General features: G+C 64.0%; 16 protein-coding genes. 14 read left to right on the forward strand and 2 right to left on the reverse strand.

The window, feature by feature from the left end:
- Positions 1 to 9: 9 nt before the first annotated feature.
- On the reverse strand, positions 10 to 2,553 hold the full coding sequence (locus IM543_19190; protein QOY93647.1) for an FtsX-like permease family protein: 2,544 nt from the start codon (positions 2,551 to 2,553) through the stop codon (positions 10 to 12).
- A gap of 9 nt (positions 2,554 to 2,562) precedes the next feature.
- Positions 2,563 to 3,594 (reverse strand): adenosine deaminase, encoded by a 1,032-nt coding sequence (locus tag IM543_19195; protein ID QOY93648.1) that lies wholly within the window; start codon positions 3,592 to 3,594, stop codon positions 2,563 to 2,565.
- A gap of 622 nt (positions 3,595 to 4,216) precedes the next feature.
- Between IM543_19195 and IM543_19200 the strand changes: the two genes are divergently transcribed.
- The 14 genes from IM543_19200 to IM543_19265 all read left to right on the forward strand — a co-directional run bounded on the left by IM543_19200 (position 4,217) and on the right by IM543_19265 (position 21,765).
- A complete protein-coding gene (locus IM543_19200) occupies positions 4,217 to 6,139 on the forward strand; it encodes a PrkA family serine protein kinase (protein QOY93649.1) in 1,923 nt (640 codons plus the stop codon).
- A gap of 437 nt (positions 6,140 to 6,576) precedes the next feature.
- Positions 6,577 to 7,848: a YeaH/YhbH family protein gene (locus IM543_19205; GenBank protein QOY93650.1), complete on the forward strand. Its 1,272-nt coding sequence runs from the start codon at positions 6,577 to 6,579 to the stop codon at positions 7,846 to 7,848.
- A gap of 10 nt (positions 7,849 to 7,858) precedes the next feature.
- Positions 7,859 to 9,382 (forward strand): SpoVR family protein, encoded by a 1,524-nt coding sequence (locus tag IM543_19210; GenBank protein ID QOY93651.1) that lies wholly within the window; start codon positions 7,859 to 7,861, stop codon positions 9,380 to 9,382.
- An 814-nt stretch (positions 9,383 to 10,196) separates the two neighbouring features.
- Complete coding sequence (locus tag IM543_19215; protein QOY93652.1) at positions 10,197 to 10,856, forward strand: energy transducer TonB; 660 nt, start codon at positions 10,197 to 10,199, stop codon at positions 10,854 to 10,856.
- Positions 10,857 to 11,218: 362 nt separating this feature from the next.
- Entirely contained in the window at positions 11,219 to 11,887 is a 669-nt protein-coding gene (locus IM543_19220; protein QOY96765.1) for a MotA/TolQ/ExbB proton channel family protein, read from the forward strand.
- A gap of 2 nt (positions 11,888 to 11,889) precedes the next feature.
- Complete coding sequence (locus IM543_19225) at positions 11,890 to 12,318, forward strand: biopolymer transporter ExbD (protein ID QOY93653.1); 429 nt, start codon at positions 11,890 to 11,892, stop codon at positions 12,316 to 12,318.
- An 81-nt stretch (positions 12,319 to 12,399) separates the two neighbouring features.
- The gene (locus tag IM543_19230; GenBank protein QOY93654.1) at positions 12,400 to 12,831 is read left to right on the forward strand and encodes a biopolymer transporter ExbD; all 432 of its coding nucleotides are present in this window, start codon (positions 12,400 to 12,402) and stop codon (positions 12,829 to 12,831) included.
- A 68-nt stretch (positions 12,832 to 12,899) separates the two neighbouring features.
- Positions 12,900 to 14,126: a hypothetical protein gene (locus tag IM543_19235; GenBank protein QOY93655.1), complete on the forward strand. Its 1,227-nt coding sequence runs from the start codon at positions 12,900 to 12,902 to the stop codon at positions 14,124 to 14,126.
- Positions 14,127 to 14,303: 177 nt separating this feature from the next.
- On the forward strand, positions 14,304 to 15,275 hold the full coding sequence (locus IM543_19240) for a bifunctional riboflavin kinase/FAD synthetase (GenBank protein ID QOY93656.1): 972 nt from the start codon (positions 14,304 to 14,306) through the stop codon (positions 15,273 to 15,275).
- A 102-nt stretch (positions 15,276 to 15,377) separates the two neighbouring features.
- Positions 15,378 to 18,299, forward strand: coding sequence for an isoleucine--tRNA ligase (gene ileS / locus IM543_19245; GenBank protein ID QOY93657.1), 2,922 nt, complete (start codon positions 15,378 to 15,380; stop codon positions 18,297 to 18,299).
- Positions 18,300 to 18,386: 87 nt separating this feature from the next.
- A complete protein-coding gene (locus tag IM543_19250; GenBank protein QOY93658.1) occupies positions 18,387 to 18,923 on the forward strand; it encodes a lipoprotein signal peptidase in 537 nt (178 codons plus the stop codon).
- 42 nt (positions 18,924 to 18,965) lie between these two features.
- The gene (gene coaBC, locus IM543_19255; GenBank protein QOY96766.1) at positions 18,966 to 20,186 is read left to right on the forward strand and encodes a bifunctional phosphopantothenoylcysteine decarboxylase/phosphopantothenate--cysteine ligase CoaBC; all 1,221 of its coding nucleotides are present in this window, start codon (positions 18,966 to 18,968) and stop codon (positions 20,184 to 20,186) included.
- A gap of 26 nt (positions 20,187 to 20,212) precedes the next feature.
- Positions 20,213 to 20,662 (forward strand): dUTP diphosphatase, encoded by a 450-nt coding sequence (gene dut / locus IM543_19260; GenBank protein QOY93659.1) that lies wholly within the window; start codon positions 20,213 to 20,215, stop codon positions 20,660 to 20,662.
- Positions 20,663 to 20,685: 23 nt separating this feature from the next.
- Positions 20,686 to 21,765, forward strand: coding sequence for a M48 family metalloprotease (locus IM543_19265; protein QOY93660.1), 1,080 nt, complete (start codon positions 20,686 to 20,688; stop codon positions 21,763 to 21,765).
- Positions 21,766 to 21,874: the final 109 nt, after the last annotated feature.

Consider the following 21,874-nt stretch of genomic DNA (forward strand, 5'->3'; position numbering starts at 1 on the left):
AAAGAAGCTTTACGCTTCGCGCAGCGTCTGCAGCGGAGGCTGGCGCAGCACGCCACGCAGGCCCAGCCAGCCCCCGATCAGGGCGCAGGCGGCGCCCACCGCCACGCCCGCCAGCCACACCTGCGGCTCGAACTTCCAGGGGAACTTGAACACGTACTCGGCGAGCACCCAGCCCATGGCCGCCGCGCCGCTCGCCGCCAGCACGCCCGACAGGCTGCCCACCAGGACGAACTCGATCCGCTGGGCGCTTGCCAGCTGCCCGCGGGTCGCCCCCAGCGCGCGCAACAGGCCGGCTTCGCGGGTGCGCTCCGACTGCGATCCCATCAGGGCCGCATACAGCACCAGCACCCCGGAGGCGAGCGTGAACATGAACAGGAACTCGACCGCCACCACCACCTGGTCGAGCACTTCCTGGAGCTGGCGGATGATGCCGGAAACGTCGATCACGGTCAGGTTCGGATAGGCGCGCGTCAACGCGCTGGTGAGCCCGCCGGCCGCAGGCGCCCCGGTTTCGGGAAGATGGAAGGCGGTCATGAAGGTCTTCGGCGCATTCTCCATCGCTTGCGGGTTGATGATGACGAAGAAGTTGGCGCGCATCGAGCCCCATTCGAGCTTGCGCAGGCTGGTCACCTTCGCCTCCACCGGCAGGCCGGCCATGTCGAAGCGCATGACGTCGCCCAGTTTCAGGCCCAGGGTCTTGGCCAGGCTCTGCTCCACCGAGGCCTCGGCCACGCCGGGTCCGTCCCGGTACCAGCTGCCGGCGACGACCTCGTTGGTTTCCGGCAGGTCGGGCACGGTCGACAGGTTGAATTCGCGCTCGGCCAGCCGGCGCGCCCGGTCGTCCTGGTAGCTGTCGCGGGTGATCTGCTCGCCGTTGACGGCGGTCAGGCGGCCGCGGATCATCGGGTACAGGAACACGTTCCGCACCCCGCCCCCGCGCAGCAGTTGCGCGACGCCCTCGGCCTGCTCTGGCTGGATGTTGATGATGAAGCGGTTCGGCGCATCCGGCGGCGTGGCCGTGCGCCAGGCCGACATCAGGTCGCCGCGCACGACGGTCAGCAGCAGCAGCGCCATCAGGCCGAGCGACAGCGACACCACCTGCACCACGGTGGCGCCCGGGCGGCGCTGCAGCGAGGTGATGGCGAAGCGCCAGCTCTGGTGCCTGAACGCGCCGCGCAGTTGGCGCAGCAGGCGCAGGCCGAGCCAGGCCACCACGGCGAACAGCGCCAGGCCGCCGAGGAAGCCGCCAGCCGTCATCAGGGCCAGGCGGGTGTCGCCGGCTTGCCACAGCAGGAGCGCCAGGAACACGCCGATGCCCAAGCCATAGGTGGCCAGCGCCAGCGGCTGCGGGCTCGCCGCTTCGCGCCGGATCACGCGGTTGTGCGGCACGTTACGCAATTGCAAGACCGGCGGCAACGCGAAACCGACCAGCAGCAGCATGCCGGTGGCGATGCCCTGCAGCGCCGGCAGCGGCGACACCGGCGGCAGGTCTGCCGGCAGCAGGTTGCCGATCATCTGGACCAGGACGAAGTGGGCGCCGAAGCCGACCGCCACGCCCAGCAGGCTGCCCGCCAGGCCGACGATGGCGAATTCGATCAGGTACAGCGCGCCGACCCCGTTCTGGGTCATGCCAAGGCAGCGCAGCATCGCGCAGGCATCCAGGTGGCGCTGCATGAAGCGCCGGGCCGCCATCGCGACCGCCACCGCGGCCAGCATCGCCGACAGCAGTCCGACCAGCGACAGGAAGCTGTCGGCGCGGTCCAGGGTGGCGCGCATCTCGGGACGGCCGCTCTCCAGCGTCTCGATGCGCACGCCGCGCACATTGCGCGCCGCGATATCGGCGCGCAGCCATTTCTCGTAGGCGGCCACGCCGGCCAGGTCGTTTCTGGAAGTCGCCGCGACCTGCAGCTTGTAGGTCACGCGCGAAAAGGCGTCCACCAGGCGCGTGGCCGGCAGGTCCTGCAGCGACAGCATCACCCGCGGCGCGAAGTTCGCGAAGCCGGCGCCCTTGTCCGGTTCGGCGGCGATCAGCTGCGCGATGCGGAACTGCTTGTCGCCCAGCTGGATCGTGTCGCCCACCCCGACCTTCAGTGCCGGCAGCAGGTTGGCGTCGACCCAGACCGTGCCCGGCGCCGGAATGTCGCGTGTCTTGCGGCCGAGCGCGCGGCTGGCCTGGCCGGGCTCCGCGCTGACGGTCAGCTGGCCGCGCAAGGGGTAGCCGGGCGAGACCGCCTTGACCGCGGACAGCTTGGCGTTCGATGCCTCGCCCTCGCCCGCCTGCGCCATGCTCTGGAAGGCGACGGTGTCGGCGACCAGCAGGCCGCGCCGCGCCGCTTCGTCGCGCCAGCGCTGCTGGATCGGGTCGTCGGCGCTCAGCAGCAGGTCCGCGCCCAGCAGTTGGTGCGCGTCGCGGTTCAGTCCCGCACGCATACGGTCGATGAAGAAGCCGACCGAGGACAGCGCGGCGACGGCCACGATCAGCGCCACCAGCAGGAAACGCAGTTCGCCCGCGCGCCAGTCGCGCGCGGTCATGCGGAGGGACTGGATGAACATGGGCGCCTCTTATACGGTCGCGGCGTCGGCGAGACTCGCCTTCGCGAAGAAGTCGTCCACCTCGGCGAGAAATGCGCGCTTGCGCTCCGGGTCGAGGAAGGAAGCGGCGAAGCTGTTGCGCGCCAGCTGGCGCGCATGGCCGGCGTCGAGCGGCAGCGCGTCGAACGCGGCGATGAAGTTGTCGTTCATGTAGCCGCCGAAATAGGCCGGGTCGTCCGAGTTGACGGTGGCCGCCAGGCCCTTGTCGAGCAGCTCGCGCAGGTTGTGCCGGCCCATCGCGTCGAACACCCGCAGCTTGATGTTCGACAGCGGGCACACGGTCAGCGCCATGCCCTCGGCCGCCAGGCGTTGCACCAGTTCCGGGCTTTCCAGGCTGCGTACGCCGTGGTCGATGCGCTCGACCTTGAGCACGTCGAGCGCGCTTTCGATGTAGGCCGGGGGGCCCTCTTCGCCCGCGTGCGCCACCAGGCGCATGCCGAGCTGGCGCGCGCGTTCGAACACGCGCGCGAATTTCTCGGGCGGATGGCCGACTTCGGACGAATCGAGGCCGACCCCGATGAACTTGTCGCGGTAAGGCAGCGACTCGTCGAGCGTGGCCAGCGCGTCTTCTTCGGACAGGTGGCGCAGGAAGCACATGATCAGGCTGGCGCTGATCGGGCCTTCCTGGCAGGCGCGCCAGATGCCGTTGACGACGGTCTCGAACGGCACGCCGCGCGCGGTGTGGGTCTGCGGGTCGAAGAAGATCTCGGCATGGCGCACATTGTCGGCATGGGCGCGCGCCAGGTAGGCGGCCGTCATGTCGTAGAAGTCCTGCTCGGTCAGCAGCACGCTGGCGCCGGCGTAATAAATGTCGAGGAACGATTGCAGGTCGCTGAAAGCGTAGGCCTCACGCAACGCCTCCACCGAGGGATAGGGTAGCGATACGCCATTTCTTTGCGCCAGCGCAAAAATCAGCTCAGGCTCCAGCGAACCTTCGATATGGATATGTAATTCTGCCTTGGGCATGTTCTGCAGGATGCTGCGCAGCTGGTCATTCAGCATGTTGTTCTCCGGCGCTGGTGGTGGTTCGATGGGACGTGGCAGACAAGTGTAACGCATGGCCGGCGCCCTCTCCTGCCATAGGTGAAAACGCCCGGAAAACGGGTGGGCTGGCGCGCTCCGTATCGCCGGTACGCGTGCGCCACAGCTTGAGCATATCGTGCAATATCGGATCGCGACTGTTGGTATTTAAGCAGCCTGAACCGGCCCGAATCGACCGCTTCAGCCTCGCCTCAAAAGCCATGCCGGAGCGAGCTCATGGGCGCCGCGCAGGCACTGCCGGAAGACCGCAAAAATCGGGTTTTCCTCATTCGATTCAAGCACTTGCACCTGCCGTATTCACGCACACGACACTGCTTTGACTTCGGGAACTAATAGGCACATAATAAATTTCACAAACGCAAAAAAAGACGCTCTCCAATCCAAGGGAGACCGGACGAACCGACCAGGATCATCCGGGACGACAACAAGAAAATCGCCAGCATCCACGGCACCGGCCACCCCGGTTCCGCGTGCGGGGTGACCCATAAGGAGTACGCCGATACATACCGGGGCCTGAGGCAGCCCTCGCACAGTCGGGCTGCCGTGACAGTGATCGTTGTTAGCACACTAAAGGACAGACGAAATGAGCATCTTTGACAACTACACGGCCCGCTACGAGCGTACCCGGGAAGAGGAATATTCCATGACGGAGTTCCTTCAACTGTGCAAGAAAGATCCACTGACCTATGCCAGCGCTCCGGAACGCATGCTGGCGGCCATCGGCGAACCCACCCTGGTCGATACCCGCCTCGACCCACGCCTGTCGCGCATCTTCGCCAACAAGGTCATCAAGATCTATCCCGCCTTCCGCGAGTTCTACGGCATGGAAGAAGTGATCGAACAGGTGGTCTCCTATTTCCGTCACGCGGCCCAGGGCCTGGAAGAACGCAAGCAGATCCTCTACCTGCTGGGCCCGGTCGGCGGCGGCAAGTCCTCGATCGCCGAAAAGCTCAAGCACCTGATGGAACTGGTGCCTTTCTATGCGATCAAGGGTTCGCCGGTAAACGAATCGCCGCTCGGCCTGTTCAACGAAGAAGAAGACGGCACCATCCTGGAAGAAGACTACGGCGTGCCGCGCCGCTACCTGCGCACCATCCCGAGTCCCTGGGCCGTCAAGCGCCTGCACGAGTTCGGCGGCGACATCAACAAGTTCCGCGTGGTCAAGCGCTACCCCTCGATCCTGAAGCAGGTGGCGATCGCCAAGACCGAACCGGGCGACGAGAACAACCAGGACATCTCCTCGCTGGTCGGCAAGGTCGATATCCGCAAGCTCGAAGATTATTCCCAGGACGACCCGGACGCCTACAGCTATTCGGGCGGCCTGTGCCTGGCCAACCAGGGCCTGATGGAATTCGTCGAGATGTTCAAGGCGCCGATCAAGGTGCTGCACCCGCTGCTGACGGCCACCCAGGAAGGCAACTACAAGGGCACCGAAGGCTTCGGTGCGATTCCCTTCGAGGGCATCGTGCTGGCCCACTCCAACGAGTCCGAGTGGAAGACCTTCCGCAACAACCGCAACAACGAGGCCTTCCTCGACCGTATCTACATCGTCAAGGTGCCTTACTGCCTGCGCGTGTCCGACGAGATCAAAATCTACGACAAGCTGCTGCACAACTCCTCGCTCGACAAGGCGCCCTGCGCGCCCGGCACCCTGCGCATGATGGCGCAGTTCGCGATCCTGTCGCGCCTGAAGGACCCCGAGAACTCGAGCATCTATTCCAAGATGCTGGTGTACGACGGCGAGAACCTGAAGGACACCGACCCGAAGGCGAAGTCCATGCACGAGTATGTGGACTATGCCGGCGTGGACGAAGGCATGAACGGCCTGTCGACCCGCTTCGCCTTCAAGATCCTGTCCAAGGTGTTCAACTTCGACAACACCGAAGTGGCGGCCAATCCGGTGCACCTGCTCTACGTGCTCGAACAGCAGATCGAGCGCGAGCAGTTCCCGCCGGAGACCGAGCAGCGCTACATGTCCTATATCAAGGAACACCTGGCGCAGCGCTACGTCGATTTCATCGGCAAGGAAATCCAGACCGCCTACCTGGAAAGCTATTCGGAATACGGCCAGAACATCTTCGACCGTTACGTGACCTTCGCCGACTTCTGGATCCAGGACCAGGAATTCCGCGACCCGGACACCGGCGAAAGCTTCGACCGCGAATCGCTCAACGCCGAGCTCGAGAAGATCGAGAAACCGGCCGGCATTTCGAATCCGAAGGATTTCAGAAACGAAATCGTCAACTTCAGCCTGCGCGCGCGGGCCACCAATGCCGGCAAGAACCCGGCCTGGACCAGCTACGAGAAATTCCGTAGCGTGATCGAGAAGAAGATGTTCTCGAACACCGAAGAACTCCTGCCCGTGATTTCCTTCAATGCGAAAGCGAATACCGAGGATGCCAACAAGCATGCCGATTTCGTGGCCCGCATGGTCGAGAAAGGCTACACGCCGAAGCAGGTCCGCCTGCTGTGCGAATGGTACCTGCGCGTGAGGAAATCCTCCTGACAGGGGCGCCGGCGCACGCTGCAAAAATGGCGTGCGCCGCACACGCGATTGCGCTGCGTATTAAGATAGATGTACCGAGATACCGCCAGTCCGCCCGCATAGCATTGGCCGCTCGAAGAACCATCCGCAACCTCAACGCGCAGCAGGTTCTTCGCGCCGCCCCGCAACGTATCGGCGGCTCGAAGAACCGTCGCGAGCGGCAGCAGCTGTGGTCGAGAAGCGCAACCGTACAAACGTACGGTGAGCATCGCAGACCACAGATGCAACGCGCAGCAGGTTCTTCGAGCCGCCCCGCAACGTATCGGCGGCTCGAAGAACCGTCGCGAGCGGCAGCAGCTGTGGTCGAGAAGCGCAACCGTACAAACGTACGGTGAGCATCGCAGACCACAGATGCAACGCGCAGCAGGTTCTTCGAGCCGCCACCACAGGAGGTTAGTTTGACTTATCTCATCGACCGTCGCTTGCAGGGCAAGAACAAGTCCGCGGTCAACCGCGAACGCTTCCTGCGCCGCTACAAGGCGCAAATCAAGGATGCGGTCGGCCGCGCCATCAAGGGCCGTTCCATTACCGATATCGAGAACGGCGAGAAGGTCACGATCCCCGTCAAGGATGTGAACGAACCCCATTTCGGCCACGCCCACGGGGGCGTCTGGGAAACCGTTAACCCGGGCAATACCGAATACCAGAAAGGCGACCAGTTCAACCGCCCGCGCAGCGGCGGCGGCGGCGCCGGACGCGGCCGCGCCGGCAACAGCGACCAGACCACCGAAGACGATTTCATCTTCGAGCTGTCGCGCGAAGAATTCATGAATTACTTCTTCGAAGACCTCGAGCTGCCGAACATGATCAAGACGCAGCTCACCCAGACCATCGATTTCAAGACCCAGCGCGCCGGCTATAACGTGTCCGGCACGCCCTCCAATATCCACGTGCTGCGCTCGCTGCGCGGCGCACTGGGGCGCCGCATCGCGGTCGGCGGCCCCGCCAAGCGGCAATTGAAGGAAGCCGAGGAAGCGCTGCAGGCCCTGCTCGATCGGGGCGCCCCTGCCGACGACGACGAGGTGCTGGCGCTGAAGGACAAGATCCATCACCTGCACATCCGCCTCAATGCGATTCCCTTCATCGACCCCTTCGACCTGCGCTATTCGAACCGCATCAAGGTGCCCAAGCCGAGCACCTCGGCCGTGATGTTCTGCATCATGGACGTGTCCGGCTCGATGGACGAGACCCGCAAGGACACCGCCAAGCGCTTCTTCATCCTGCTGTACCTGTTCCTCAAGCGCGTCTACGAAAAGATCGACGTCGTCTTCATCCGCCACCATACCGCCGCGGCCGAGGTCGACGAGAACGAGTTCTTCCACTCGCGCGAGTCGGGCGGCACCGTGGTGTCGTCGGCCCTGCACCTGCTGCAGAAGGTCATCACCGAGCGCTACGGCAGCGCCGACTGGAACGCCTACGTGGCCCAGGCGTCGGACGGCGACAACTGGGACAACGATTCGGTGCTGTGCAAGCAGATACTGAACAACGCCATCATGCCGCGGGTGCAGTACTACACCTATGTCGAGATCACCGACGGCCCGCCGCAGAACCTGTGGGAGCAGTATTGCGAGGTGGCCGACCACCACAAGAATTTCGCGATGCAGAAGATCGTCACGCCGGCCGATATCTACCCGGTCTTCCGCGAGCTGTTCAAGAAACAGCCAAAGTAAGAGGCCCGCCATGCCAAGAGATCCCAGCAATCCGCGCGCCCTGCCCGACCAGTCCGAATGGACCTTCGACCTGATCGAGCAAGCGCACGAGGAAATCAAGCGGGTGGCCAAGCGCTACGGCCTGGACACCTACCCCAACCAGCTCGAAATCATCACCGCCGAGCAGATGATGGACGCCTATACGTCCGTCGGCATGCCCGTGTCATACAACCACTGGTCGTTCGGCAAACACTTCCTGACAACCGAAAAAAGCTACAAGCGCGGCCAGATGGGGCTGGCCTACGAGATCGTGATCAACTCGAATCCCTGCATCGCCTACCTGATGGAGGAAAACAGCCTGACGATGCAAGCCCTGGTCATCGCGCATGCTGCCTACGGACACAATTCTTTCTTTAAAGGCAACTACCTGTTCCGCACCTGGACCGACGCCGACGCCATCGTCGATTACATGGTCTTCGCTAAGAACTATATTGCCGAGTGCGAACAGCGTTACGGAATCGATGCGGTCGAGGAATTGCTCGACTCCTGCCATGCGCTGCAAAACTATGGCGTGGATCGCTACAAGCGGCCGGCCAAGCTGTCGGTGGCGCAAGAGACCGCGCGCCAGAAAGAGCGCGAAGAGTATGCCCAGTCGCAGGTGAACGAGATCTGGCGCACGCTGCCGCTGCGCGAGGAACAGGTTGCCGCCACGGCCCCGGTGCGCTTCCCGCCCGAGCCGGAAGAGAACCTGCTCTACTTCATCGAGAAATACGCGCCGCTGCTGGAACCCTGGCAGCGCGAGCTGGTGCGCATCACGCGCAAGATCTCGCAATATTTCTATCCGCAGCGCCAGACCCAGGTCATGAACGAGGGCTGGGCCACCTTCTGGCACTACACGATCCTGCAAGACCTCTATAAAGAGGGCATCGTCGGTGACGGCTTCATGCTCGAGTTTTTGCAGAGCCATACGAACGTCGTGTACCAGCCGCCGGCCACCAGCCCGTATTACAGCGGGATCAATCCGTATGCCCTCGGTTTTGCGATGATGAGCGACATTCGCCGCATTTGCGAAGACCCTACCGACGAAGACCGTGCCTGGTTCCCGGACATTGCGGGCAGCAACTGGATCAAGACCCTCGACTTCGCGATGCGCAATTTCAAGGATGAGAGCTTCATCGCCCAGTACCTGTCGCCCAAGCTGATCCGGGAATTCCACTTCTTCGCCGTGCTCGACGACGACCGCAGCGACAAACTGACCATCTCGGCGATCCACGACGAGCAGGGCTACCGCTACGTGCGCCACAAGCTGGCCGAGCAGTACAATATCGGCAGCCGCGAGCCGAACATCCAGGTCTGGCAGGTCAATACCCGGGATGACCGCGCACTGACCCTGCGCCACACCCAGTTCAACCGCCGGCCGCTGAACCAGCAGGCGCAAGAGGTGCTGAAACACGTTGCCCGCCTGTGGGGCTTCGATGTCAGGCTCGAGACCGTGGATCCGAGCGGCCATGTGGTCAGCTTCCTGGAGTGCCGCCGCGAAAAGCGCGGACGCTGAACCAGCCGCATCACCGCAGCCGATCGCAGCCGCCGGCTTCCGATCGGCTGTCGGTAGCGCTGCGCGTCCTTGCGCGCTACTCCATCGCCTGACCGGGCAAGCCGACGGCTTTCCCCGGTCAGCCGCGCGCCACCCCGCCCAACATCGCCTACCCATGCAGCCCAGGCATCCTTTCCATGCCTGACCGCACGTTTTACCACCCTCCCCCAGCCCAAACGACCACCTCGACGTAATTTTTTTGCGCATTGGTGCGCCAACACACTGTTCAAAACCGCGTTTTCCATGTAGTTTTGCTATGCATGAGCAGTAGATATCGGGTAAAGCATTATCAGAAGCACAACTGAAGCATATCAAGACGCGGTTCTGCCATGAGTTTTTGCTATGTCCTGGGGCGTAAAAACGGCCGGGCGACCAGGAGCTCAACAGTACGCGCCGCTTCGGTGGAACTAGCTATAGTTTGTGTAAAGCGCCCAGCTCCGTCATAGGAAATTTGCTGCTAGGCTGTTTTGGCAAGAAAAATTTGGTAAAACCGGCATCCATGCCAGACGATCCACAGATGGAGGAGAACTGCTACATAAACTTACAAATCTTCCCTGCTTTCTGGACCACGCACGACCCGCCGCCGGGCTTGTATAGATGGGCTGCTTTGCCTGTTTTTACAGGTAGATAGGATGCTTTCAGGGGGCTAAAAATGTCTCCTCAAAAAAGAATTCGTAGGTATAATTCTTTGATGTCCCGGATGCGGCCCTAGGTTTTTGTCGTGTTTAGTGGGTTTAGTGGCAACAAAAAAGAGTTGGTATTGGAGAAAGATGGCATGAATTTTTCGCATGAGAAGAACCCGGGAAAGAATTTCACAGGTCTCGCCATTGTCATCCTGTTGCACGTACTGGTAGCTTGGGCCGTCATCAATGGCTTGGGAACCCGGATCGTGAGCAAGGTGACCGAGGCTGTGGAAACGAAACTGATTGAAGAGGTGAAACCGCCGCCACCGCCGGAAACGCCGCCACCGCCACCACCGCCGGAAATGAAGGCTCCGCCACCGCCTTTCATCCCACCGGTCGAAGTGCAGGTGCAGCAGCCTCCGCCGCCGCAGAACGCGATCGTCACGGCCACCAACACCCCGCCGCCGACGACCGTCCTGCAGCCTCCGGCTCCTCCGGCCCCGCCGGCACCACCGGCAGCGCCGCGTGGTCCGAGCCGTACCGAGGCAGTGGCAGACTTCAACACTTGCGCGCGTCCGGAATATCCGCGTTCGTCGCAGCGTAACGAAGAAACGGGTACCACGACCCTGCAGTTCCTGATTGGTGTCGATGGTCGAGTGATGGAATCCAAACTGCAGAAGTCGAGTGGCTTCCGCGATCTGGACAGGGCTGCACAATCGGCCCTGAGCAAATGCCGATTCAAGCCGGCCACGGTCGATGGCCAGCCGCAACAGGCGTGGACAGCGGTGCAGTACGTCTGGACGCTGGAATAAAACCGAGACAGAGCATCGTCTCAACTCTATGATTTTCGTTGTTACTAAGTTCAGCGAACTGTCTATTTTATATTTTTGGAGGAAGCATGTTTAAGAATACCCGTTTGTCCGCTATGCTCGCGGCTGTCCTGTTCTCGGTATCGGCAGCGTCGGCACTGGTCTCCGCACCGGCCTTCGCTGACGCTCCTGCCGCAGGCGCTGAAGCTCCAGCGGCTGACGCGGCTGCACCGGCTGCCGACGCAGTTGCACCAGTCGACGCTGCGGCGACCGACGCAGCCGCTCCGGTTGGCGACGCTGCCGCTCCGGCCGCCGCTGAAGGCGCTACCGAAGAAGAAGTCCACAACCCGTACGGCTTCCAGGCCATGTGGGAAGAAGGCGACTTCGTCAACAAGGGCACCATCATCATCCTGTCGCTGATGTCGATGGGTTCGTGGTACATCATCATCACCAAGCTGATCGACCAGCAGAAGATCATGCGCCAGTCGAAGGAAGCTTCGGCCAAGTTCTGGAAAGCACCGTCGATCGCCGCTGGCTCGGCACAGCTGAAAGAAGGCTCGCCGTTCCGCTTCATCGCTGAAACCGGCACCAAGGCAACCCAGCACCACGACGGCGCCCTGCTCGAGCAGATCGACCTGTCGACCTGGGTGACCATGCAGATCCAGCGCGCCGTGGACCGCGTCCAGTCGCGCCTGCAAGACGGCCTGTCGTTCCTGGCAACCGTCGGTTCGACCTCGCCGTTCATCGGTCTGTTCGGTACCGTCTGGGGCATCTACAACGCGCTGACCGCCATCGGTATGTCGGGTAACGCATCGATCGACAAAGTGGCAGGCCCGGTGGGTGAAGCACTGATCATGACCGCATTCGGTCTGTTCGTTGCAGTCCCGGCGGTTCTGGGTTACAACTGGCTGGTTCGCCGTAACAAGTCGGCGATGGAAGACATCCGTTCGTTCTCGGCTGACGTGCACTCGGTCCTGATCTCGGGCGCCATGTCGACCTCGAACGCAGCTGCTGGCGCCAAGAAGGCTGGTTAATCATGTCGATGAGTGTCGGCTCCGATTCCGGAGATGATGATACCGTGATGTCGGAGATCAACACGACGCCCCTCGTGGACATCATGTTGGTTCTCCTGATCATCTTCCTGATCACCAGCCCGGTTGTTCTGAACCTGCAGAAAGTTAACCTGCCTGCGGAGACGAACCAGGTCACCAAGACCAAGCCGGAAGACGTCAACATCACCATCAACAAAGATGGCGAGATGTACTACAACCAGACGCGCATCGCGAATACGGACGAGCTGTTCAAGTTCCTCGCGGAGCAGTCGGTGAAGGTGCCGCAACCGGCAGTGAAAGTTCGCGGCGACCAGGAAAGCCGCTACGAAGCGGTCGGCCGGGTGATCTACACGGCTCAGCGTGCTGGGATTCAGAAGGTCGGTTTCGTCATCGAACCGCCTGACAGGGGCTAAATCCCCGTCCGCGATATCGAGATTTTCTCCGGAAGGTCTTGATATCGCGTCCGCGACCCCAACATTTGAAAAGGAAACACCATGGGCATGAACGTAGGTTCGGGCTCCGCTAAAGGAGCTGATCCGGAACCGATGATGGAAATGAACATGACGCCGCTGATCGACGTCCTGCTCGTTCTCATCATTATGATGATTATCACGATTCCGAAGCAAAACCACTCGGTCAATCTGAACATGCCGGTCGGCACGCCGCCGCCGTCGACCACCCAGCCGGTGGTAGTGACGATTGACGTGGACTTCGACGGCACCATCCTCTGGGATGGCCAGGTTGTCCCGGACCGTGCAACGCTGGAAGCCAAGATGAACAGTGTCGCTGCAATGCCTGACCAGCCGGAAGTGCACCTGCGTCCGAACAAGCTGGTCGAGTACAAGGCAGTGGCCGGTGTCATGGCAACTGCACAACGTCTCGGCGTCACCAAGATCGGCATGGTCGGTAACGAGCAGTTCCAGTAACCGATCCATGTATGACCAACACGGCAGGGTTTCCCTGCCGTGTCCATTTTGAAGAAGGATGTTTTCAGATGATTAAATTCCGTCTCGCACACCTTGGCCTCGCACTGGCCGCCCTCGGTTTCACTGCAACCATCCCTGTCGTCGGACTGGCCCCTGCGCACGCTGCGGTTACCCTGCGTCCGGAAGTCGGCAAGCCACTGCAACAGGCCCAGGCGCTGATGAAACAGGGCAACCACAAGGGTGCACTGGCCGCCCTGCGCGAAGCGGACAAGGCAGCGAAGAACAACGACGAACGCTTCCTGATCGAGCGCGTACGTGCCTCGGCAGCCTCGTCGGCCGGCGACTGGAACACGGCCGCCAAATCGTTCGAAGACCTGCTCGATTCGGGCAAGCTGAGCGCCAACGAACGTGCCCAATTCTCGGAAGGCCTGGTCGGCATCTACATGCGCGCCGGCGACCTGAACAAGGCAAACGCCACCATCAAGAAGCTGCTGGCGAAGGACAACGATCCGAAGCTGCGCGCCTATCTGCTGCAGAACTACTACAAGCAGGGCAATGTCGCCGCGCTGGAGCAGGAACTGCGCAACGCCGAGAAGAGCGGCCGCCTGAGCGAAGACGAGCTCGGCATGCTGGCGAACATCCAGCTGAAGAAGAATGACAAGGCCGGCTACGTCAACACCATCGAGAAGCTGGCCGCCGGTTATCCGAAGGCACAGTACTGGAACGACCTGCTGAACCGCGTGCAGGGCAAGCCGGGCTTCTCGAGCCGCCTGTCGGTCGACGTCTATCGTCTCAAGCTCGCGAACAACCTGATGAAGAAGCCGAGCGAGTTCATGGAAATGGCTCAGCTGGTGCTGCAGGCAAAGGCCCCGGCCGAAGCGCTGAAGATCATCGACAAGGGCTACAAGGCCGGCGCCCTGGGCACCGGTTCGGACGCCGAGCGCCACAAGCGCCTGAAGGACCTGGCGGAAAAGAGCCTGGCCGAGCAGAACAAGAACGTCGCTGCCCTGGAAGCCGAATACACCGCCGCCAAGGACAACGACGCGCTGGTGGGTCTCGGTTACGCGCTGGTGCAAGCCGGCCAGGCCGACAAGGGCCTGAAGATGATGGAAGCGGCCATCAAGGCCGGCGGCCTGCGCCGTGCCGACGAAGCCAAGCTGCGCCTCGGCGAGGCCTATGCCGCGGCCGGCAAGAAGCAACAGGCGATCACCACGTTCAAGAGCGTGAAGGGCAAGGACGGCAGCGCCGACCTGGCACGCTACTGGATCATGGCAATCAACCGTCCGATCGCCTGATCGTCCGGCTGATCGCGCGATCGCGAAACGCCGCCTGTCCGCAGGCGGCGTTTTTTTTTTCCCCGGCACATCCCTACTGCCTGCCGGCATCCGGGCCTTCGTTGCTGTGCAACATGCGAGTTACCGTATAATCAGGTATTTCGCGCCGGACCGGCCGGCTGCGCCACTGGAACATTGATGAAGGTATTTCGCGGACTTCCCAACGACAGGGCGCGCGCACCCTGCGCGCTCACGATCGGCAACTTCGACGGTGTCCACCGCGGCCACCAGGCATTGTTGGCGCACGTGCGCGGCGCCGCCGCCAGGCTCGGGATCGAAGCGGCCGTGATGACCTTCGAGCCGCATCCACGCGAATACTTCGCGATGCGCTCCGGCGACCTGTCGAAGGCCCCCGCCCGCATCGCCAACCTGCGCGACAAGCTGGGCGACCTGGCCGAAGCCGGCATCGACCGCGTCATCGTCGAACACTTCAACGAACATTTCGCCGCCCAGTCGCCGCGCGACTTCATCGAACGCGTCCTGGTCGACGGCCTGCACGTGAAATGGCTGATGGTCGGCGACGACTTCCGCTTCGGCGCGCGCCGTGCCGGCGACATCGCCATGCTGCAGGAAGCCGGCCGGGACTACGGCTTCCAGGTCGAGACCCTGGATGCCGTGATGCTGGGCGAACGCCGCATCTCGTCCTCGGCCGTCCGCGAGGCGCTGGCCGCCGGCGACTTCGCCGCCACCCAACAACTGCTGGGCCACCCCTACGCCATGTCGGGCCACGTGATCCACGGCCAGAAGCTGGGACGCACGCTGGGCTTCCCGACCCTGAACCTGCGCGTGGCGCACCGCCCTGCCCTGAACGGCATCTTCGTGGTGCAGGTGCATGGACTGGCCGCGCAGCCCTTGCCGGCCGTGGCCAGCCTGGGCGTGCGCCCCACCGTCGAGGACGCCGGCCGCATGCTGCTGGAAGTCCACGTATTCGACTACGGCCAGCCCGCCTACGGCAAGCTGGTGCGGGTGGAATTCCTGGCCAAGCTGCGCGACGAAGAGAAATATGTCGACCTGCCCACGCTCACCGCCGCGATCGAGCGCGACGCCATCCAGGCCCGCGCCTTCTTCGCGCACCGCAACGGCGCGCTGACCGCGACCGACCGAATTTGACGCCCGCCTGACGCCCGCCTGCCGCCAGCGGCGCGCCCGAGCGCGCTGCGGCGCCAGCGACGCCCGCCGCGACACCACATCGAATCCCCTAGAGAAAAACCTATGTCCGATACCAAACCAGACCAGAAAAGCGCCGTCCAGAACAATGCTGGCCAGAAGGCCGCCAAGAAGCCAGAGAGCAAATACCCGGTCAACATGACCGACACCGCCTTCCCGATGCGCGGCGACCTCGCCAAGCGCGAGCCGGGCTGGGTCAAGCAATGGCAGGAAAAGAAGATCTACCATCGCATCCGCAAGGCCGCCGCCGGCCGTCCCAAGTTCATCCTGCACGATGGTCCGCCCTATGCCAACGGCGACATCCACCTCGGCCACGCCGTCAACAAGATCCTGAAAGACATGGTGGTGAAATCGCGCACCATGGCCGGCTTCGACGCGCCCTACGTGCCGGGCTGGGACTGCCACGGCATGCCGATCGAGATCCAGATCGAGAAACAGTTCGGCAAGAATCTTCCCACTGCCGAGGTTCTGCAGAAAGCGCGCGCCTACGCGCTCGAGCAGATCGACCGCCAGCGCGCCGGCTTCATCCGCCTGGGTGTGCTGGGCGAATGGGAAAACCCCTACATGACCATGGCCTACGGTAACGAGGCCGACGAGCTGCGCGCCCTCGGCAAGCTGCTCGAAAAAGGCTACGTCTACCGCGGCCTGAAGCCGGTCAACTGGTGCTTCGACTGCGGCTCGGCGCTGGCCGAGGCGGAAGTCGAATACCAGGACAAGCGCGATCCGGCGATCGACGTCGGCTTCCCGTTCGCGGAACCGGAAAAAGTCGCCGCCGCCTTCGGCCTGGAGGCGCTGCCGACCGCCAATGGCTTCATCGTGATCTGGACCACCACCCCGTGGACCATCCCCTCGAACCAGGCCCTGAACGCCAATGCCGAAGTCACCTATGCGCTGGTGCAGTCCGAGCGTGAGGTCGAGGGTGGACGCGAGCCCCTGCTCCTGATCATGGCCCAGGACCTGGTCGAAGCCACCCTGCAGCGCTACCAGCTCGAAGGCAGGGTCATCGCCACCACCCTGGGCGAAAAGCTGGGCGGCATCCGCTTCAAGCACCCGCTGCACGCGCAGGATCCGTTCTACGACCGCAGCTCGCCGATGTACCTGGCCGACTACGTCACGGTCGACAGCGGCACCGGCGTGGTCCACTCGGCCCCTGCCTACGGCCTGGAAGACTTCCAGTCGTGCAAGTCGCACGGCATGAAGGACGACGAGATCCTCAAACCCGTGATGGGCGACGGCCGCTTCGCCCCGAGCCTGCCGCTGTTCGGCGGGATGACCATCTGGGAAGCGTCCAAGCCGATCTGCGAGGCCCTGCGCGCCGCCGGCGCCCTGTTCGAACTGAAGATGTTCGACCACAGCTACATGCACTGCTGGCGCCACAAGACCCCGATCGTCTACCGCGCCACGTCCCAGTGGTTCGCCGGCATGGACATCACCCCGAAGGACGGCGGCCCGACCCTGCGCGAGACCGCCCTGGGCGGCATCGCCGAGACCCGGTTCTTCCCCGACTGGGGCCAGGCGCGCCTGCAGGGCATGATCGCCAACCGTCCGGACTGGACCCTGTCGCGCCAGCGCCAGTGGGGCGTGCCGATGGCCTTCTTCATCCACAAGGAAACCGGCGAGCTGCACCCGCGCACGCCGGAACTGCTGGAGCAGGTCGCCCAGCTGATCGAACAGAAAGGCATCGAGGCCTGGCAGCAGCTCGAACCGGGCGACCTGCTGGGCGCGGACGCGCTCGAGTACGAAAAGAACAAGGACACGCTGGACGTGTGGTTCGACTCGGGCTCGACCCACCAGACCGTGCTGCGCGGCTCGCACAAGGAGCAGTCCGCCTTCCCGGCCGACCTCTACCTGGAAGGCTCGGACCAGCACCGCGGCTGGTTCCATTCCTCGTTGCTGACCTCGTCGATGCTCAACGGCCGTCCGCCCTACAAGGCGCTGCTGACCCACGGCTTCACGGTCGACGAGAACGGCAAGAAGATGTCCAAGTCGCTCGGCAACACGATGGCGCCGCAGAAGATCTCGGATACCCTGGGCGCCGACATCCTGCGCCTGTGGGTGGCCTCGACCGACTACACGGGCGAGCTGTCGATCGGCGAGGAGATCCTGAAACGCGTCACCGAATCCTACCGCCGCATCCGCAACACCCTGCGCTTCCTGCTGGCGAACACCTCGGACTTCGACCCGGCCAAGCACGCCGTGCCGGTGGCCGAGCTGCTCGAGATCGACCGCTACGCGATCGCCTCGATGGCCCAGCTGCAGAGTGACATCGCCGGCAACTTCGAGCGCTACGAGTTCCACCCGGTGGTCGCCCGCCTGCAGAACTACTGCTCGGAAGACCTGGGCGGCTTCTACCTCGACATCCTGAAGGACCGCCTGTACACCACCGGCGTGGACTCGCTCGCCCGCCGCTCGGCCCAGACCGCGCTGTGGCACATCGCGCATTCCCTGCTGCGCGTGATGGCGCCGATCCTGTCCTTCACCGCCGAGGAAGCCTGGGCGGTGTTCGCCGGCCAGCAGGCCTATCTCGATTCCGACGAAACCATCTTCACCCAGACCCTGTGGAGCTTCCCGGAACTGCCGGACGCCGCGGCGCTGCTGGCCAAGTACGCGCAACTGCGCGAGGTGCGCGCCGACGTGACCAAGCAGCTGGAAGAAGTGCGCGCCTCGGGCGCCATCGGCTCCTCGCTGCAGGCCGAGCTGGCGATCAAGGCCGCCGGCGACAAGTACGCCCTGCTGGCCAGCCTGGACGATGACCTGAAGTTCGTGTTCATCACCTCGCAGGCCGCCGTCGAGCAGGTGGCCGACGCCGCCAGCGAAGCGGTGGCCGTGACCCCGTCGACGGCGGAAAAGTGCGAGCGCTGCTGGCACTACCGTCGCGACGTCGGCCACGACCATGCGCATCCAGGCCTGTGCGGCCGCTGCACCAGCAATCTGTTCGGCAGCGGCGAAACGCGCCGCTTCGCGTAAGCGGCACAGCTCCCCCTTGCGGGGTTCCACCGCCATGCCGCCCCCCGGACCTCCGGGGGCGGCATGGCGGGCACCACTTCCTCTACCATGGCTACCAAAAACAAACGCGAAAAACCCGCATCGCCGGCCGCCAGGCCCGTCTACAAGCCTTCCGCCAGCCTGCTGCCCTGGTTCGGCATCGCCGTGCTGGTCATCCTGTTCGACCAGGTCACCAAGCTCACGGTCGAGCGCAGCTTCGCCTACGGCGAGACGCTGCCGCTGACCGGCTTCTTCAACCTGATCAAGGTGTACAACCCGGGCGCGGCCTTCAGCTTCCTGGGCGACGCCGGCGGCTGGCAGCGCTACTTCTTCACCGGCATCGCGCTGGTGGCGGTCGGCTTCATCCTCTACCTGATGAAGAAGCACGCCAACCAGCGCCTGTTCTGCTTCGCGCTGGCCCTGATCATGGGCGGCGCCATCGGCAACGTGATCGACCGCCTGGCCTACGGCCACGTGATCGACTTCCTCGATTTCTACTGGGCCGGCGTGGGCCACTTCCCGGCGTTTAACATCGCCGACATCGGCATCTCGGTCGGCGCCTTCCTGTTCATCGTCGACGAACTGCGACGCGTGAACAAGTCCTGACAACCCCGACCCAGCAATGCTGAACCAGGAGGCATCATGAGCATGGACCTGAAGGGCAAGAAGATCGTCCTCGGCCTGACCGGCGGCGTGGCCTGCTACAAGGCGGCCGAACTGTGCCGCGCCCTCGTCAAGCAGGGCGCCGGCGTGCAGGTGGTCATGAGCGAAGCGGCCACCCACTTCATCGGTACGGTCACCATGCAGGCCCTGTCCGGCCAGCCGGTCTATACCGACCAGTGGGACCCGCGCATGGGCAACAACATGGCCCACATCGACCTGAGCCGCGACGCCGACGCGATCCTGATCGCGCCCTGCTCGGCCGACTTCATCCGCAAGCTGGCGCACGGCGCCTGCGACGACCTGCTGTCGACGCTGTGCGTGGCGCGTCCGCGCCGGGTGCCGCTGCTGGTGGCGCCGGCGATGAACGTCGAGATGTGGGAAAACCCGGCGACCCAGCGCAACGTGGAGCGAATCCGCGAGGACGGCATCGCGCTGTTCGGCCCGGCGGCCGGCTCCCAGGCCTGCGGCGAGACCGGTCTCGGGCGCATGCTCGAGCCGGAACAACTGGTCGAAGAGCTGATCGCCGCGTTCCAGCACAAGCTGCTGGCCGGCCGCCGCGTCCTGATCACCGCCGGGCCGACCTTCGAGCCGATCGACCCGGTGCGCGGCATCACCAACCTCTCGTCGGGCAAGATGGGCTATGCGGTGGCGCGCGCGGCGCGCGAAGCCGGCGCCGAGGTCACCCTGGTGACCGGCCCGACCTCCTTGCCCACGCCGCACGGCGTGCGCCGCATCGACGTGCTCACCGCCCAGCAGATGCACGACGCCGTGATGGCGGGCGTGGAGGGCCAGCACGTCTTCATCGGGGTGGCGGCGGTGGCCGACTGGCGCGTGGCGAATGCCAGCGGCCAGAAGATCAAGAAGCAGGAAGGCGGCGGCGCGCCCCAGCTGGAGTTCGTCCAGAACGCCGACATCCTGGCCTCGGTGGCGGCCACCACCTCGCTGTCGGGCTGGCCCTATTGCGTGGGCTTTGCCGCCGAATCCGAGAACCTGATGGCATTCGGCCCGGCCAAGCGCGAGAAAAAAGGGATTCCCCTGCTTGTGGGCAATATCGGCCCCCAGACCTTCGGGCAGGATGAGAACACCATCATCCTGTTCGACGAGACCGGCCACACCGTCCTGCCCCGCGCCGACAAGCTGAGCCTGGCGCGCCAGCTGGTCTCCGAGATCGCCAAGCGCCTGGAACAGCGTTCCCTACTTACTTAATTGCATCAGAACGGCATCAGAACAGCATGAAGAATATCGACCTCAAGATCCTCGACCCGCGCCTGAAGGAGCTGCTCCCGAGCTACGGCACGCCCGGCAGCGCCGGCCTGGACCTGCGCGCCTGCATCGACGCACCGCTGGTCATCGAAGCCGGCCAGACGGTGCTGGTGCCGACCGGCCTGGCGATCCACATCGGCGATCCGGGCTATGCCGCCATGATCCTGCCGCGCAGTGGACTCGGCCATAAGAACGGCATCGTTCTCGGCAATCTGGTAGGCTTGATCGACTCCGATTACCAGGGACAGCTGATGGTCTCGACCTGGAACCGCGGCCACGCCAGCTTCACGCTGCAGCCGCTCGACCGGCTGGCCCAGCTCGTGATCGTGCCCGTGCTGCAGGTCGGCTTCAATGTCGTGGAGGAGTTCGCATCGAGCGAACGGGGCGCCGGAGGCTTCGGCAGCACCGGCAAACAATAACAAGAGCAGAAAGAAGGAGGATCATGTCCCGTATCAGTTTGCGCCAGACTGCGCTGGGTATCGCCACCGCCGTATTGCTGTCGGCCTGCGCCACGCAGGGACCGATGCAGCCGGGCCAGCCGCTTCCTCCGGGACAGGCGGCGCCGGAGACGCCGCGAGTGACCCCGGAGATCGCGGCGGCAGCCGAGACGCTCACCCGGATGGCGACCCTGCAGGACCGCCTGTACAAGGTCGCCGCGCCCCTCCTGATCGACAATGCGGAACTGTGCACGCGCCACGCGCGCAACCTGCTCGGTTTCACCGCCAAGAACCGCTATACCTACCCGGGCAGCTACAACGAGGCCGCGCACCTGGTGCTCGGCATGGGCGAACGCCTGCAGGTGACCAATGTGCTGGTGGGCAGCGGCGCCGCCAAGGCCGGCCTGCGCCAGGGCGACGAACTGGTGGCCGCCGGCGGCCAGCCGCTGCCGACCGGCCCGGGTTCGCTGACCAGGGCGGGCGCCGTGTTCGGGCCGATCGTGCAGAAGCAGGCCAGCCTGCCCCTGACGATCGAGCGCCGCGGCGCGCAGCGCGACCTCACCATTCCCGTGACGCGCGCCTGCGCCTTCGGCATCGAACTGGGCAACGCCGACAACGTCAACGCCTATGCCGACGGCCAGCGCGTGATGCTCACGCGCGGCATGATGGATTTCGTCCAGAACGACCAGGAGCTGGCCTACGTGGTGGCGCACACGATGGCGCACAACATGCTCGGCCACGCGGCCCGGCAGCGCAATGCCGCCACCATCGGCAGCATCATCGATCACCTGACCCTGATCACGCCGGACACCTCGATGCTGATCGGCAGCGGCGGCATCAAGGCAATGCCGGCCTCGCTCGACGCCACGGCCGACCGCCTGGCGGTCTACCTGCTGGCACGGGCCGACTACCGTGTCGACGAGGTGGCCGCATTCTGGAAGCGCTTCGCCGAGAGCCATCCGGCGACGGTCCTGAACGGGCACACGGCGAACCACCCGGCCATGGCCCAGCGCCTGGCCGCCATCGACAGGGCGGTGGCCGAGGTCAAGTCCAAAAAGTCGGCCAGGCAGCCGCTCAAGCCCTGAGCGCACCGCGTTGCGCTGCCGAACGCGGACGCCTGGTGCGTCCGCGTTCGTTTGGGCGCGCACGACAGCGCCATCCGGCAAGCCTGCCGCGATTTTTGTATCATTGTTC

The sequence above is a fragment of the Massilia sp. UMI-21 genome, assembly GCA_015277795.1.
In the GTDB taxonomy this organism is placed as follows: Bacteria; Pseudomonadota; Gammaproteobacteria; order Burkholderiales; family Burkholderiaceae_D; genus Telluria.

Bases quoted from the DNA above. Each gene is read 5' to 3' on its own strand.
- dut (QOY93659.1), top strand. From the start codon at position 20,213: ATGAAGAATATCGACCTCAAGATCCTCGACCCGCGCCTGAAGGAGCTG.
- IM543_19195 (QOY93648.1), bottom strand. From the start codon at position 3,594: ATGCTGAATGACCAGCTGCGCAGCATCCTGCAGAACATGCCCAAGGCA.
- IM543_19190 (QOY93647.1), bottom strand. From the start codon at position 2,553: ATGTTCATCCAGTCCCTCCGCATGACCGCGCGCGACTGGCGCGCGGGC.
- IM543_19265 (QOY93660.1), top strand. From the start codon at position 20,686: ATGTCCCGTATCAGTTTGCGCCAGACTGCGCTGGGTATCGCCACCGCC.
- IM543_19240 (QOY93656.1), top strand. From the start codon at position 14,304: ATGAAGGTATTTCGCGGACTTCCCAACGACAGGGCGCGCGCACCCTGC.
- ileS (QOY93657.1), top strand. From the start codon at position 15,378: ATGTCCGATACCAAACCAGACCAGAAAAGCGCCGTCCAGAACAATGCT.
- IM543_19200 (QOY93649.1), top strand. From the start codon at position 4,217: ATGAGCATCTTTGACAACTACACGGCCCGCTACGAGCGTACCCGGGAA.
- IM543_19210 (QOY93651.1), top strand. From the start codon at position 7,859: ATGCCAAGAGATCCCAGCAATCCGCGCGCCCTGCCCGACCAGTCCGAA.
- coaBC (QOY96766.1), top strand. From the start codon at position 18,966: ATGGACCTGAAGGGCAAGAAGATCGTCCTCGGCCTGACCGGCGGCGTG.
- IM543_19215 (QOY93652.1), top strand. From the start codon at position 10,197: ATGAATTTTTCGCATGAGAAGAACCCGGGAAAGAATTTCACAGGTCTC.
- IM543_19225 (QOY93653.1), top strand. From the start codon at position 11,890: ATGTCGATGAGTGTCGGCTCCGATTCCGGAGATGATGATACCGTGATG.
- IM543_19235 (QOY93655.1), top strand. From the start codon at position 12,900: ATGATTAAATTCCGTCTCGCACACCTTGGCCTCGCACTGGCCGCCCTC.
- IM543_19220 (QOY96765.1), top strand. From the start codon at position 11,219: ATGTGGGAAGAAGGCGACTTCGTCAACAAGGGCACCATCATCATCCTG.
- IM543_19230 (QOY93654.1), top strand. From the start codon at position 12,400: ATGGGCATGAACGTAGGTTCGGGCTCCGCTAAAGGAGCTGATCCGGAA.
- IM543_19250 (QOY93658.1), top strand. From the start codon at position 18,387: ATGGCTACCAAAAACAAACGCGAAAAACCCGCATCGCCGGCCGCCAGG.